Source organism: Pseudomonas sp. No.21 (genome assembly GCF_054558415.1).
In genome coordinates, this window is the sequence record NZ_BAAJNO010000002.1 from 592,538 (window position 1) to 605,994 (window position 13,457).

13 protein-coding genes are annotated in these 13,457 nt (G+C 65.4%); 6 read left to right on the forward strand and 7 right to left on the reverse strand.

The features are described from left to right. Positions 1 to 20: 20 nt before the first annotated feature. Both speB and ACYJSS_RS05400 read right to left on the reverse strand, forming a co-directional pair. Positions 21 to 974, reverse strand: a complete 954-nt coding sequence (speB, locus tag ACYJSS_RS05395) for an agmatinase (RefSeq protein WP_111261983.1) — start codon at positions 972 to 974, stop codon at positions 21 to 23. 49 nt (positions 975 to 1,023) lie between these two features. Further along, positions 1,024 to 2,409: a sodium:solute symporter family protein gene (locus tag ACYJSS_RS05400; RefSeq protein WP_236204276.1), complete on the reverse strand. Its 1,386-nt coding sequence runs from the start codon at positions 2,407 to 2,409 to the stop codon at positions 1,024 to 1,026. 345 nt (positions 2,410 to 2,754) lie between these two features. Between ACYJSS_RS05400 and ACYJSS_RS05405 the strand changes: the two genes are divergently transcribed. Both ACYJSS_RS05405 and ACYJSS_RS05410 read left to right on the forward strand, forming a co-directional pair. Next, a complete protein-coding gene (locus tag ACYJSS_RS05405) occupies positions 2,755 to 3,486 on the forward strand; it encodes a helix-turn-helix transcriptional regulator (RefSeq protein WP_111261981.1) in 732 nt (243 codons plus the stop codon). A 35-nt stretch (positions 3,487 to 3,521) separates the two neighbouring features. Continuing rightward, a complete protein-coding gene (locus ACYJSS_RS05410) occupies positions 3,522 to 3,824 on the forward strand; it encodes an antibiotic biosynthesis monooxygenase family protein (protein ID WP_111261980.1) in 303 nt (100 codons plus the stop codon). A gap of 75 nt (positions 3,825 to 3,899) precedes the next feature. Here the strand turns inward: ACYJSS_RS05410 and ACYJSS_RS05415 are convergent, their stop codons facing one another. Then, a complete protein-coding gene (locus tag ACYJSS_RS05415; protein ID WP_111261979.1) occupies positions 3,900 to 4,241 on the reverse strand; it encodes a zinc ribbon domain-containing protein YjdM in 342 nt (113 codons plus the stop codon). Between the two features lie 312 nt (positions 4,242 to 4,553). On the opposite strand from ACYJSS_RS05415, the gene cysC reads away from it, so the two are divergent. After that, positions 4,554 to 5,162, forward strand: a complete 609-nt coding sequence (gene cysC, locus ACYJSS_RS05420) for an adenylyl-sulfate kinase (RefSeq protein WP_111261978.1) — start codon at positions 4,554 to 4,556, stop codon at positions 5,160 to 5,162. A gap of 483 nt (positions 5,163 to 5,645) precedes the next feature. Here cysC and ACYJSS_RS05425 read toward each other — a convergent pair whose 3' ends face one another. Then, positions 5,646 to 6,125 carry an LEA/WHy family protein gene (locus ACYJSS_RS05425; protein WP_371921699.1) on the reverse strand — a complete coding sequence of 160 codons (480 nt, stop codon included), beginning with the start codon at positions 6,123 to 6,125 and terminating at the stop codon, positions 5,646 to 5,648. 280 nt (positions 6,126 to 6,405) lie between these two features. Between ACYJSS_RS05425 and ACYJSS_RS05430 the strand changes: the two genes are divergently transcribed. Further along, positions 6,406 to 7,308 (forward strand): YihY/virulence factor BrkB family protein, encoded by a 903-nt coding sequence (locus ACYJSS_RS05430; protein ID WP_111261976.1) that lies wholly within the window; start codon positions 6,406 to 6,408, stop codon positions 7,306 to 7,308. A 13-nt stretch (positions 7,309 to 7,321) separates the two neighbouring features. Here the strand turns inward: ACYJSS_RS05430 and ACYJSS_RS05435 are convergent, their stop codons facing one another. Beyond that, the gene (locus tag ACYJSS_RS05435; protein ID WP_111261975.1) at positions 7,322 to 8,158 is read right to left on the reverse strand and encodes an arylamine N-acetyltransferase family protein; all 837 of its coding nucleotides are present in this window, start codon (positions 8,156 to 8,158) and stop codon (positions 7,322 to 7,324) included. A 399-nt stretch (positions 8,159 to 8,557) separates the two neighbouring features. On the opposite strand from ACYJSS_RS05435, the gene ACYJSS_RS05440 reads away from it, so the two are divergent. Next, positions 8,558 to 10,009, forward strand: a complete 1,452-nt coding sequence (locus tag ACYJSS_RS05440) for a high affinity choline transporter 1 (protein ID WP_111261974.1) — start codon at positions 8,558 to 8,560, stop codon at positions 10,007 to 10,009. A gap of 558 nt (positions 10,010 to 10,567) precedes the next feature. Further along, positions 10,568 to 11,305, forward strand: a complete 738-nt coding sequence (locus tag ACYJSS_RS05445; RefSeq protein ID WP_111261973.1) for a DNA/RNA non-specific endonuclease — start codon at positions 10,568 to 10,570, stop codon at positions 11,303 to 11,305. 551 nt (positions 11,306 to 11,856) lie between these two features. Here the strand turns inward: ACYJSS_RS05445 and ACYJSS_RS05450 are convergent. Then, complete coding sequence (locus ACYJSS_RS05450) at positions 11,857 to 12,480, reverse strand: TetR/AcrR family transcriptional regulator (protein WP_111261972.1); 624 nt, start codon at positions 12,478 to 12,480, stop codon at positions 11,857 to 11,859. Between the two features lie 116 nt (positions 12,481 to 12,596). Then, positions 12,597 to 13,412, reverse strand: a complete 816-nt coding sequence (locus ACYJSS_RS05455; RefSeq protein WP_111261971.1) for an outer membrane protein OmpK — start codon at positions 13,410 to 13,412, stop codon at positions 12,597 to 12,599. Positions 13,413 to 13,457 lie beyond the last annotated feature (45 nt).

The following is a 13,457-nucleotide window of genomic DNA, read 5'->3' on the forward strand; positions in this document are numbered from 1 at the left end:
ACCAACTCGTGGCGGTGGGGTCAGCGGGTGGCGATGGCGTCGGCGAGGATGCACATCAGTTCGAACATCATGGTGGCGCCCACCAGGGCTGTCGCCCCGCCCTGGTCGAACGGCGGGGAGACTTCCACGACGTCGGCACCGATCAGGTTCAGGCCACGCAGGCCACGGATCATCTGTTGGGCCTGGAGGGTGGTCATGCCGCCGATTTCCGGGGTTCCGGTGCCGGGCGCGAAGGCCGGGTCGAGGACGTCGACGTCGAAGCTGATGTAGGTGGGGCCGTCACCCACGACCCGGCGTGCCTCCGCCAGGGTGGCTTGGACGCCGAGTTCGGCGAACTCCTCCATGTGGATCACGCGGATGCCGCATTCCTCGGCGAAGGCTTCGTCCTCGGCGGAGTAGATGGAGCCGCGAATACCGATCTGCACGGTGCGCTTGGGGTCCAGCAGGCCCTCCTCCACGGCGCGGCGGAAGGGGGTGCCATGGGTGTAGGGGTTGTCGCCGAAGTAGCGGTCGTTGGTGTCGGAGTGCGCGTCGAAGTGGATCATGCCGATGGGGCGATGGTGGGCCAGGGCGCGGAAGATCGGCAGGGTCACCAGGTGGTCTCCGCCCACCGACAGGGGCACGGTCCCCGCCTGGTGGATTTCTCGGAAGAAGCCCTCGATGCGCTTGAGCGAATCGAGCAGGTCGATGGGGTTGACGGGGCTATCGCCGAGGTCGCCGATGCGCACCAGGTCATAGGGTGCGATGCGGCTGACGTGGTGCACCTTGCGCATCAGGCTGGACATGTTGCGCACTTCGCGCGGCCCGTGACGGGCGCCGGCGCGGTTGGTGGTGCCGCCGTCCCAGGGGACACCCACCAGGGCGAGTTGCAGGTCGGCCGGGTTATCGAAGATCGGCAGGCGCATGAAGCTCGGGATGCCGGCGAAGCGTGGTATGAGCGCGGCATCGAGCGGCTGCGGGAAGTCATGGGTCATGGGCTCTATCTCACGGGTAGAGGGCGCCACGTGGGCGCCCTGGATGGTTTCAATCGGTTGCGGTGCGCAGGGCAGGAGCGGGTTGGGTCAGCAGGCTGGTGGCCACGAAGGTCAGCAGGCTGACGAGGAGGCCGTAGTAGATGGGGGTGTTGGCCAGGATGCCGTCACGGACCATGAAGGCGATGACGGTGAGGCTGCCGGTGACCATGCAGGCCATGGCGCCCACGGCGGATGCGCGGCGCCACATCAGGGCGCCCATGATCGGTACGAGCAGGCCGCCCACCAGCAGGTTGTAGGCGATGGAGAGGCCGGCGATGACGTCGTTGACCAGGCAGGCCATGGCCAGCATCGCCGCGCCGAGGGTGAAGGTTATCCACCGGCTGCTGGCCAGGTGGTCTTCGCCGTTGCGATTGAGAAAGCGGCTGTATATGTCTTCCTTGAGTACGGTCGCTGCGGCCAGCAGGCAGGCGCTGGCGGTGGACATGATGGCGGCCAGGGCGGCAGCCACCACGAGGCCGCGCAGGCCTGCTGGGAGTAGGTTGCGGGTGATCTCGGCGAAGGCGTTCTCGGCCACCGACAGGTCCGGCAGCAGCAGCCGGGTGGCGGCACCGATGAGCGCGCAGGCGCCGCCATAGAGCATGCAGTAGACCCCTGCGCCGAGGCCGGCGTAGCGCACCACGCCCTCGCTGCGGGCGGTGAACAGGCGCTGCCAGATGTCCTGGCCGATCAGCGCGCCGAAGAAGTAGAGCAGGAAGTAGGCGGCGATGGTGTCCAGGCCGATGTTGCCCAGCTCGAAGAAGCCCGCCGGCAGGTTGGCCTGCATCGCCGCCAGGCCACCGGCCTCGCCCACGCTGATGGGCAGCAGGACGAAGAAGATGCCCAGCGTCATGATCACGAACTGGATGATGTCGGTGAGCGTCAGCGACCACATGCCGCCGATCACGGAGTAGAAGATCACCAGTCCGCCGCCGCAGAGGATGGCGGGGATGCGCGGGATGTCGAATACCACCTCGGTGACCGAGCCGATGGCGATGGTGGCGGTTACGGCCACCATCAGGTCGTAGGCCACCATGACGATGCCGCCGATCAGGCGCGAGGAGGCCTGGTATCGCTGTTCGAGGATCTGGGTGACGGTGAAGACCCTCAGCTGGGCTATCTGCCGCGAGAACACCAGGCTGAGTACGATGATGCCCAGCCCCAGCATGAAGACCAGCCAGAGACCGGATACCCCGTACTGGTAGCCCAGGCGCACCGAGCCGATGGTGGACGCCCCGCCCAGCATCACCGCCGAGAGCGTGCCGAGGTAGAGGACTGGCCCGAGGCGTCGCCCGGCCAGGAGAAAATCATCACGGGTCCTGGCCTTGCGCATGCCCCACCAGCCGAGGCCCGCCATCACCAGCACGTAAATCAACATCGTCACGTAGTCGACCGCCATGGTGCTGCTCCTTTGTTGTTTTTCTAGTTCGGGTCCGCCCTGACGGCGGGTCTGGCGAGGATAGGAGGGGTGGCGTGCGGGACAACATCACCGCGATGGCAAGCTGGGTTGCGCCAGGCGGCAAGTAGGGCAGGTGGTGAGTGGAAGAGGCGGGATTCAGCCGAGGCCAGGCTCCTACGAGCGCAGCGCGCGGGTGTTCCCGTTCGGGTCGTGCAGTGGGCCCGCGCGTTCGCGAGGCTGACGCCGTGAAGGTGCCGGGGCGCGGAGCGGCTCGGCGGCGCTGGTTTTTCCCCGGGCGCTATGCGCAAATGCCTGCCGACTTCCCACACCATACGGCTCCTTTCCATGCGCAAGGCCGATCGTCTGTTCCAGGTCGTCAACCTGATCCGCACCCACCAGCCCATCACCGCGCAGCGCCTGGCGGAGCGGCTGGGGGTGTCCACGCGGACCATCTATCGCTATGTCGATGACCTGTCCCTGAGCGGCATCCCGATCTACGGCGAGGCGGGCGTGGGCTATGCGCTTGACGAGCATTTCGAGCTACCGCCGCTGGCGCTCAACCGCGACGAGCTGGACGCCCTGCTGCTGGGCGTGGAGCTGATCTCGCGCACCGTGGGCGACGAGATGGCCGATGCCGCGCGTTCGCTGCTGAGCAAGATCCAGGCGGCGGTGCCGGAACATGCCCTCGACCCGCAGAGCGCACCGGTGCGGGCCTTCGTCAGCCCCTTCACCCCGGAGCAGTTGCGTCACTGGGACAGCCTGCGTCGCGCCATCGGCGAGCAGGCGGCGGTGCGCATCGATTACCTGAGCCTGGATGAACGCGCCTCGCAGCGGGTGATCTTCCCCCTCGGCCTGTTCTACTGGGTGGGCAAGTGGACGGTGGGCGCCTGGTGCGAGCTGCGCGGCGAGTACCGCGATTTCCGGGTCGACCGCATCCGCAATCTGGCGCGCCTGGCCGACGCGCCGCCGCTGCCGGAGGGCCTCAGCCTGGCCAGCTACATGCGCCACCGCAGTTGCGAGGCGCAGGTGCAAGAGGCGCAGGCCACTGACAGAACGTTGTCAGCAGAGGAGGCATAGGCTGGGCCGTCTCAACCAACGGAAGGGCGATCGCCATGCAAGATTCTTCGGTATTGGAACTGGTGCTGTTCAAGACTAAACCCGGCCGCGAAGAGCGCATCGCCGAGATCCGTGCCGGTGTGCGCGAGGCGCTGAAGACCTGCGACGGCTTCCTGGGCTTTCGCAGCTTCATCTCGGTGGAAGGCAGCCATGTGTTCGCCGACCTCGCCGAGTGGTCGTCCCACGAGAACGCGCTCAGCGCGGCACGCGCCTTCATCGGAGCCGATCCGCGCTTCCAGCCCTACATGCGCGAGATCAAGGAAGTGATCTTCATGGGGCACTTCAGCCCGGGCGAGTAGCCCGGCGTCCCGGCGGCGGTTTCTGCAGGCATGAAAAAGCCCGGCATGTGCCGGGCTTTCTCGTCTGCGGAAGGCTCAGACCTTGCGCACGAATTCCGACTTCAGCTTCATCGCGCCGATGCCGTCGATCTTGCAGTCGATGTCGTGGTCGCCGTCCACCAGGCGGATGCCCTTGACCTTGGTGCCGACCTTCACCACCAGGGACGAGCCCTTGACCTTGAGGTCCTTGATCACGGTGATGGTGTCGCCGTCCTGCAGCACGTTGCCGACGGAATCCTTGATCACCTTGCCTTCATCGGCCGGGGCTTCGGCGGCGTTGGCGGACCATTCGTGGGCGCACTCCGGGCAGACCAGGTTCTGGCCGTCTTCATAGGTGTATTCGGAGTTGCATTGGGGGCAGGGAGGCAGGGTGCTCACGGCATATCTCGCAATCGGGTGAAGAAAAAGACCGCAGATTGTATAGGGTTTTCCCTCGCTTTGCCGGGCTGGCGCAAGGGGGCCTGTGTATGGGGCCGCTTGCCGACCTGTCGCGGGCCTGTTTCCCGACGCGCTGACGCGGCCACCGTGAACACCCGGCGCGCGATTTTACGGCGCCCCGCGAGCTGCTAGGCTGCCAGCGGCTCTGCCCCTCGCCGTGGCGCGAGGCGTTGCCGGTGAAAGACATCCGCCCGGTATGCACGCGGGAGAGCGTGCGCCGGGCCTACCCACGTGACTGCGAGTTGCTCGGCTATGCAAAAGCACAATCCCACTGCCTCGTCGCCCGAGGCCCCCGCTCCTGGCCAGGCCCTGACGCGCCAGGCGCGGGCGGCGATCAAGCACCAGCGCCCCTGCTGCATCTGGCTGACCGGGCTCTCCGGTGCCGGCAAGTCGACCCTGGCCAACGCCCTGGAAGTGGAGCTGAACGCGCGCAACGTGCACACCTTCGTGCTCGATGGCGACAACGTGCGCAAGGGCCTGTGCCGCGACCTGGGCATGGACGATGCGTCACGCCGCGAGAACATCCGGCGCATCGCCGAGGTGGCGCGCCTGATGGTGGACGCGGGGCTGGTGGTGATCGTCGCCGCCATCTCGCCCTTCCGCGCCGATCGCGAGGCGGCGCGGGCGCTGTTCGGCGCCGACGAGTTCCACAGCGTTTACGTCAGCACGAGCTTCGAAACCTGTGCCCGTCGCGATCCCAAGGGCCTCTACGAGGCGGCGCTGCAGGGGCGCATCCGGAACTTCACCGGCCTCGACAGCCCCTACGAAGCGCCCACCGACGCCGATTGCGAGATCGACACCGACGAGGTGGACGTGATCGAGGCGACCTCGTGGCTGGTGGCGCTGGTGGTGGGGGAGTAGGCACCGCAGGCGATGCCATGCCCATTACCGCGGCCGTAGGTTGGGCTGAGGTACGAAGCCCAACAGGGTGATTCCGAGCCGCGCTCGGAGTCCCGGAGTCGTGGATGCGTTGCTTCCCGGGCTGATGAAGCCTGGGCTACGGCGTGAGCGGTCTGCTTGGGCGAATGAGTTGGCTCTGTCTGCGTTAGCTGTTGTGGATTCAACGAAAAGGCTCAAGAACGGTTCTTCGAGGACGATTCTGGATTCCTGACACACCCACCGCATGGGTTTCGCTTCGCTCTACACCCTCCTACGAAAGCCGCCAGCCACGGCGTCCACCCCAGAAACCATCAGCAAGGCTCGGCAATCAACCGGGCTCCAAATCCTCTAGCAACACTTGACGCAGACAGAGCCAATAAATTCGCCCCTGCAAACGCATGCTGTCAGCGGCCGGCATGGGGGCGTGGAGCAGTGTGGGAGCGAATTCACTCGCGATGGGGGTGATCAATACACCGTCGCCGGCTCCGGCAGGCTGAGCAGCCCGGCCTCGTTGAAGCGCACGGTATTCCAGAAGCCGCCGCCGAGTTTGCCGCGCACGGTATAGGGGACGCCGGGCTGGCGGCCGGTGCTGTGGCTGTTGGCCAGGCCCCAGGCCTGGCGCATGGCGGAGAAGGCGGAGATGGTCACGGGCACGCTGACCAGCGCTTCGCTGAAGCGCGGGATTTCGCCGGCCTGGTCGCTGACGCCGCTGGCCAGGGGCTGGTCGTTGATGTCCAGGTCGAGGGCGATGCCGTTGTAGCGGATGGCGGTGTCGTTGGGGTTCTGCACCCGCAGCTTGACCATGAAGCGCATTTCCAGGCTCTGGCCGGGCACCGGCTCCATGCCCACCAGGTCGATCCGCACCGGGTCGCGAGGCGCGAGCGTGCTGCAGCCGGACAGGCCGAGGACGATGAGCAGGCCGCCGAGGCGCAGGATGGAGCGGATGAGTGGCTTCATGTCGTGCTTCCGATGTGTACGGGTGGTGCACCGCTAGAGACAGGCAACAGGGCCGTTCATTCCGACCTCTCCGACGAAAGTAGCCCGGCGGCGAGCCGCGCGACGGCCCGTTTCGCCCTGTATTTCCCGCCGCCGAGCGCAGCGGCGGCGTCTATCGCGAGGGGCGCTGCCGTCCGTCGGAACGGCCGTGGCGGTGCATAGCCTGAACTCAACCGGCGCGATGCCGTCCATTGCCTGTGTATGGGCATGAAAGCGAGCGAGCAGGCACATGATCGGTTCCCTGGGGCTGCGTGATGTGGGGTGGCGGACCATCGTGGTGCGCACCGTGACCGAATTCATCGAGGACGAGTTGCCGACCTATGCTTCGGCGCTGGCCTTCCAGATGTTCTTTTCGCTGTTCCCCTTCCTGCTGCTGCTGATCGCGGTGATCGGCTTTCTCGAACTGCCGGAGTTCTTCGATTGGCTGCAGGCCCAGGCGGCACTGGTGCTGCCGAGCGCGGCGATGGATCTGGTGCTGCCGGCGATCGAGCAGTTGCAGACGCAGAAACCGGGGCTGTTCTCCATTGGTGCGGTGGTGGCGCTGTGGTCGTCGTCCTCGGCGATCCGCTCGAGCATGGACGCGATGAACCGCGCCTATGACGTGCAGGAGGGCCGGCCGACCTGGAAGCGCATCCCGCTCTCGGTGCTCTACACGGTGGGCGTGGCGGCCTTCCTGCTGGCGGCGGCGGGGCTGATGGTCACCGGCCCGCAGGTGATGAACTGGCTGGCAGGCCAGCTGGGCATCGAGGACGCGGTGGTGGTGCTGTGGAACTGGCTGCGCATCCCGGCGGCGGTGCTGCTGCTGATGATGGTGGTCGCCGCCGTCTACTACCTGTTGCCGGACGTGGAGCAGGAGTTCCGCTTCATCACCCCCGGCTCGGTGCTGGCGGTGCTGGTGTGGCTGGTGGCGTCCCTGGGCTTCAGTTACTACGCGAAGAACTTCGCCAACTACAACGCCATGTACGGCAGCATCGGCGCCATCATCATCCTGCTGCTGTACCTGTACATCTCCGCCGCCGTGTTGCTGTTCGGCGCCGAGCTCAACGCGGTGATCGAGCACCATTCGCGCGAGGGCAAGAACCCGGGCGAGAAGAAGGCCGAGGAGGGCGATGCGCCGCACCTGCCAGGGTAGGCGCGCCGCGTCGTCAGCCGCGCAGCAGGCCTTCCAGGCGCTCACGCAGGCGAGGCACTTCCTGCTCGGTGATGCCGAGCAGGAAGTGCTCGCGCAGCACGGCGATGATTTCATCCGCATCCGTCAGCAGGCGCTGGGTCACCTGGCCATCGGCCCCCCGGCGGTTGAAGGTGCCATTGCGCAGGGTCAGGCGTTCGGCGCCTTCGGTGCGCGCGGCCACCAGCATCTGGCGGAAGATGCTGTCCGGGTGGGTGGAGGTGTACCAGTTGCGCGGCACGTAATCGACCCAGTGCTGGGGCTGCAGGTCGAAGTGGTAGACCGGCACCCAGGCGTCGTTGAGGAAGGTCTCCAGGCGATGGTCATCGTGCGTGGCATCCGGCGCCAGCAGGCGGAAGGGCAGCTCGCCCGGCCGGTCGCCGCCTTGCAGCGGCAGGGCGCGGGTGGGGTTGGCGGAACCGAAGCCGACATCGGCGATCACCGCCTCGTCGGCGAAATCCACCCGCAGCAGCAGGTGCGAGGTGATGGTCAGCGGCGCGTCCGCCGCCAGTCCCCAGCGCACCCGCGCGGCCAGCGGGGTGACGCGAAAGCCCAGGGCCAGCAGCAGGCGCCCGAACAGGCCGTTGATCTCGAAGCAGTAGCCGCCGCGATTGCGCTCCACCACCTTGGAGAACACGGCGTCCGTGTCGATGTGGATGGCGCGGTCGAGCAGCACGTCGACGTTCTCGAAGGCGACCCGGTCGAGGTGGGCCTTGATCAGTCGGTCGAGGGCGGTGCGGTCGCTGAGGGTGGGAGGGGGCTGGTCGATGTGGGCCAGGTAGGCGCGGGTCTGCTCAGGGCTGAGGGCGTGCATGAAGCGGCTCCATGGGGGACGGGAGGAGGCTAGCAGAGCTTTTGCAGGCTGGCTGCTGTTCTGCTTTTGCAACGCCTCCTGTAAAAAATAAGGAACTGGCCAATGAGCGTTGGTGAAGAATTGATCAGTAGATCAATGGCTTGTCCGACAATTTCGTGGTGCGTCTGTCGTTTTTTGTCATCATCTGCCTTGTAACTGTTTGACATATTTGACGGCTTTGGCAGACTGCTCGCCCGTTGCGGCAGGTTGTCGCGGTAGCCGTACAGGGCCCCTTGAGCCATGACGGTCGATCCCGCCCGGTTGTGACGCGCCTAAAACAAAAATTCTGTCAGTCGCGGCGCCCCAGCCTGGACCCAGGTCCGGCAAGCCAGACGACGGGCGAGCCACTGGAACTCACAAATGCTGATCTGGTTTGTTGCGGTCTACCTGCTGATCACCGTCGGTGTCGGCTTCTACGCTTCCACTCGCGTCAAGAACTCCAAGGATTTCGCGGCAGGCGGCCGCAGCATGTCCTTCCCGCTGGTAGCGGCCATGGTGTTCGCCACCTGGTTCGGCTCCGAGGCGGTGCTGGGCATTCCCGCCACCTTCATCGAGGAAGGCTTCGCCGGGATCATCGAGGACCCGTTCGGCTCCTTCGGCTGCCTGATGCTGGTGGGCCTGGTGTTCGCCCGCCCGCTGTACCGCATGAACCTGCTGACCATCGGCGACTTCTTCAAGAAGCGCTTCGGGCCGAACGTGGAGCTGATCACCAGCCTGGTGATCATCGGTTCCTACCTGGGCTGGGTGGCGGCGCAGCTCACCGCGCTGGGCGTGGTGTTCAACGTGCTCTCCGACGGCTCCATCACCACCACCGAGGGCATGCTCATCGGCACCGGCATCGTGCTGCTGTACACCCTGTTCGGCGGCATGTGGTCGGTGGCGCTGACCGACTTCATGCAGATGATCATCATCGTCGCCGGCCTGCTGTACCTGACCTGGCTGATCGGCGACATGGCCGGCGGCCCGCAGGTGGTGATCAGCCACGCCGCCAGCGAGGGCAGGTTCGCCTTCATGCATGGCTTCGAGCCCCGCGACATCGTCGCCTTCCTCGGCGCGGCGGTGACCATGATGTTCGGCTCCATCCCGCAGCAGGACGTGTATGCCCGGGTGATGTCGGCCAAGACCGAGAACATCGCCGCGCGCGCCTCCATGGCCGGCGCCTGCTTCTACCTGGGTTTCTGCATGCTGCCGATCTTCCTCACCTACGCGGCCTCGATGATCGACCCGGCGATGGTGCAGAAGTGGCTGGCGGAGGACGCGCAGATGATCCTCCCGCACCTGATCATGGAGCGCACCCCGCTGTTCGCCCAGGTGATGTTCTTCGGTGCGCTGCTCTCGGCCATCATGTCCACCGCTTCCGGCACCCTGCTGGCGCCTTCGGTGACCTTCACCGAGAACGTGCTCAAGCGCTTCCTGCCGGACATGAACGATCGCCAGTTCCTCCTCGCCATGCGCCTGAGCGTGCTGGGCATGACGGTGGCCACCTCGCTGTTCGCCCTGTACTCGGACGCGAGCATCTACGAGATGGTCGGCAACGCCTACAAGGTGACCCTGGTCGCCGCCGTGGTGCCGCTGTTCGCCGGGCTGTTCTGGAAGCGCGCCACCACCCAGGGCGCACTGGTCGCCATAGGTTTCGGCCTGGCGTCCTGGGTCTTCCTGGAGATGAACTACCAGGAGACCGACTTCTGGCCGCCGCAGCTGGCGGGCCTGCTGTTCAGCGTGCTGGGCATGCTGCTGGGCTCCCTGCTGCCGCAGCTGAGTCGCCCGCGCGGTGAAAGCGCCGACGCCATGATGGCGCCCGCAGGCCACTGATCCAGCGGGCCCTCCGTCCTGGGGGGGCCCGCCTCCTTCCCCATCCCCTTGCGTCGCGGCTCTGTGATCCAGTCGTGGTTTCTGACCGATCGCGCAGGTTCCGAACTGGTGCAGCGCCCCTGTCGCGCTCCCTCGGCCACCCCTTTCTCGCGCAGCCAAGTGCCTGAGAGGCAAGGTCCATTCCCTGTTTCTTCTAGTAAATTGACCTTTGCGTCAATTTGGTTCGATGCTCACCAATTTGGTGAGAAAAATAAAATGTCATTGATATTCAATGGTTTGAATCGAATAAAGGCGCACTTGCCGGTTTCCGCCCTCATGCTCTAGGTTTCACGAACCTGTCATTGACGACAGGTTATCGTCCGCTCCGGTGGCTGCCTGGCCCGGCGGCGCGCCCCTGTGCCGCCGGGTCGCAGTCCACCACCGTGCAGCCCATCGCACGGTGCGCCCGCCCTGGGCGCCCAGCAGTAGATCAACCGCAACAGACATCGCCTGGTTTCGTTTTTTCCACCCGAGCGCTTCCCGCCGTGGGAGGCCCGCACCTGCAAGGAAGAAAAAGCAATGAAACGTATCGCCCTCCTGCTGTCGCTTTGCTGCGTTCCCTTCACCTCGGCCTTCGCCGCCACCGTCACCCTGAGCAAGGGCGGCTACAACCTGACCTACGATTGCGACAACCACACCGCCGTGCGCTACGAGTACGTGCTGACCACCGACACCGGTTCGGCGGCGCGACCGTCGTCCTTCTACCTGGACCCGGACCTGCCCAGCGGCTGCGGCGGGCAGACCAGCGCCTCGTCCTATGCCAGCGTGGTGTCGGGCTGGGACCGTGGCCACCTGGTGACCTCCAACCACATGGACTACAACGCCACCTACATCAAGCGCGCCAACTACATGAGCAACATCGTGCCGCAGGTGGCGAGCTTCAATCAGGGCATCTGGGTGGCCGCCGAGAACGTCGCCGAGTGCTACCGCGACCTGGCCACCGTCTACGTCTATGGCGGGGTGGTCTACAACGACACCTCCAACGACTACTTCCTCTCGTCCCACGGCATCCGCACGCCGGATTACTTCTGGAAGACCATCGTCACCACCGATACGGCGACCGGGCAGACCAAGGCCATCAGCTGGTACATCCCCAACCAGGCCGGCCTGGGCAGCCTGAACAGCTACATCAAGAGCATCTCCGAGCTGGAAAGCCTGATCGGCACCAGCGCCGTGGGCATCAGCGTGCCGGCCAGCGTCAAGGCGCAGAAACCCACCAGCACCTGGGCGACGCCGAGTGGCTGTGATTTGAGCTGATTATCGATTGGGTATTAGGTAGGGGGCGGGGAGGCTGGGCTCTTCTTCCAGCTTCCAGCTTCCGGCTTCCAGCTATCCAAGCCCCTCAAATGCATAGGCTGGGCACCCACTCCCAGCCACTCAGAGTAATTCGTAGGGTGGGCTTCAGCCCACCGCTCTTCGCTGCGCAGCCATGGGTGGCTCACTGTGGATTTTGGTTGCGCGGGGCGTTCTCGGTGCGCGCGGCACACCCTACGCGGGGTTGTGGCTGCTGCTGCATCCTGGGGGGCGAAACCTATCGATGCGGTGCTTGGGCGCTACGACGTGACCATCCTGGCTCTTGCCCGACTCCGCCTTCAACCCACCGGTAACGTCGCTGGTGGACTGAAGCGGAGCGCCGCCCGGCCCACCCTACGGGGGTCACCCACTCCCAGCCACGCTTGGGCTCTTCTTCCAGCTTTACGCTTCCAGCTTCCAGCTATCCAAGCCCCTCACATGCATAGGCTGGGCACCCACTCCCAGCCACTCAGGACCCTTTCTTGCCGCTTGCAACGTGAAGCTTGCCGCTGCTTCTAAGTCGCCAGACCAATGCCCCGCAGGATGACGGCGGTGACGGTCTGCACGGCGCGTTCGAACTGCTGGTCGTTCAATGGCTGGTGGTTGTTGAGCACCGTCACCTGGTGGCTGAAGTCGGCGTAGTGCTGGGTCGAGGCCCAGATCATGTAGAGGAGGCTGGAGGGCTCGACCGGGAGGATGCGCTTGCTCTCGACCCACTGGCGGATCTTCTCTTCCTTCAGTTTGGCCCATTCGTAGAGCGGGCCGTCGAGGGCTTCCTTGAGCTGGGGGGCGCCGTGGATGATCTCCGCTGCCCAGACCTTGGAGCCGTGGGGGCGGGTGCGCGAACGGTTCATCTTGGCGCGGATGTAGCTGGTCAGCGCGACGCTGGGGTCGTCGAACATCTCGAAGCAGGTGCCGTCCTGCTCCCACTCTTCCAGCAGGCTCTGCAGCACGGCGCGGTAGAGGTCTTCCTTGGTGGCGAAGTAGTAGTGCAGGTTGGATTTGGGGAGGCCGACTTCCTGGGCGATGTCTTGCATGGAGGTGGCGGCGAAGCCCCGCTCGGCGAAGACTTTCTCGGCGGCCAGGAGGATCTTCTCGGTGTTCTTGATGCGGATGCCGATCTTGCGGTTGCTGCTCATCGATCCCTCGGGCTGCACGGACTGAAGCCGGGCAAACATATCACCGAACCCGGCGCCGGCACGAGCCCGGCGCGCGAGGTTCCCCGCCGCCCGGATGGCGACGGGGCGGGGTGCGATCAGAAGTGCACTTTGACCAGCAGGCTGGCGGTGTTCTGGTCGGTGCCGCCGAGGATCTCGTCACCGAGGAAGCTGTTGTCGTCGATGGCGTACTTGTTGCTCCAGTAGTCGTACTCGACACCGACGTAGAGCTGCTTGGCGCCCAGGTCCAGGGCCTTGCCCAGGTCGTACTTGATCTGCGGGTTGAAGTGCAGGTTGGCGTGCAGGTCGTTCGGGCGGCTGCTGGTGGCGTCCTTGTTGTTCCACACCCAGTCCATGAAGCCGTCGATGAGGATGTCGGAGTTGCCCACGGGGAGGGTGTACGACCACACCGGGGTGACCTGCCACTGGCCGGCGGGGTTGTTGGTGATGCCGTCGGGCTTGCGGTAGTAGACGTTCAGCTGGAAGTAGTCGAAGCCGGGGATGGCCAGGTCGAAGCCCGGGCCGAGCAGGTAGTTCTGGGTGCGGTTCTCGCCACGCTCGTAGGTGGCGGCCAGCAGCACGTCGGTCACCGGGCCGAAGGCGATCTTCTGGTCGAACAGCTTGCCGAACGACAGGCGCGGGGAGATTTCACCGTAGTAGGTGTTGTTGCCGGCGTTGGCGTCGGCCTTGCCGTTGTAGTTGATCTGGTCGGCGAAGATGAACAGGTCGCCCCAGGTCCAGCCGCTGGCGTGCTCGAAAGTGAAGGTCTGCTGGATTTCCGGGTTGACCTTGAAATCCTTGCCGTACAGGTAGGTGACGCTGTTGTTCTGCCACAGCAGCGGGCCGTCGGCCAGGGCTTGGCCGCAGGCCAGCAGGCCACCGGCGAGCGCGAGAGCGGAGAGGGTACGGTTCATTCGGGTTGGGCTCCTGGTGCTTGGTTATCTTTCTATCTGCGTAGA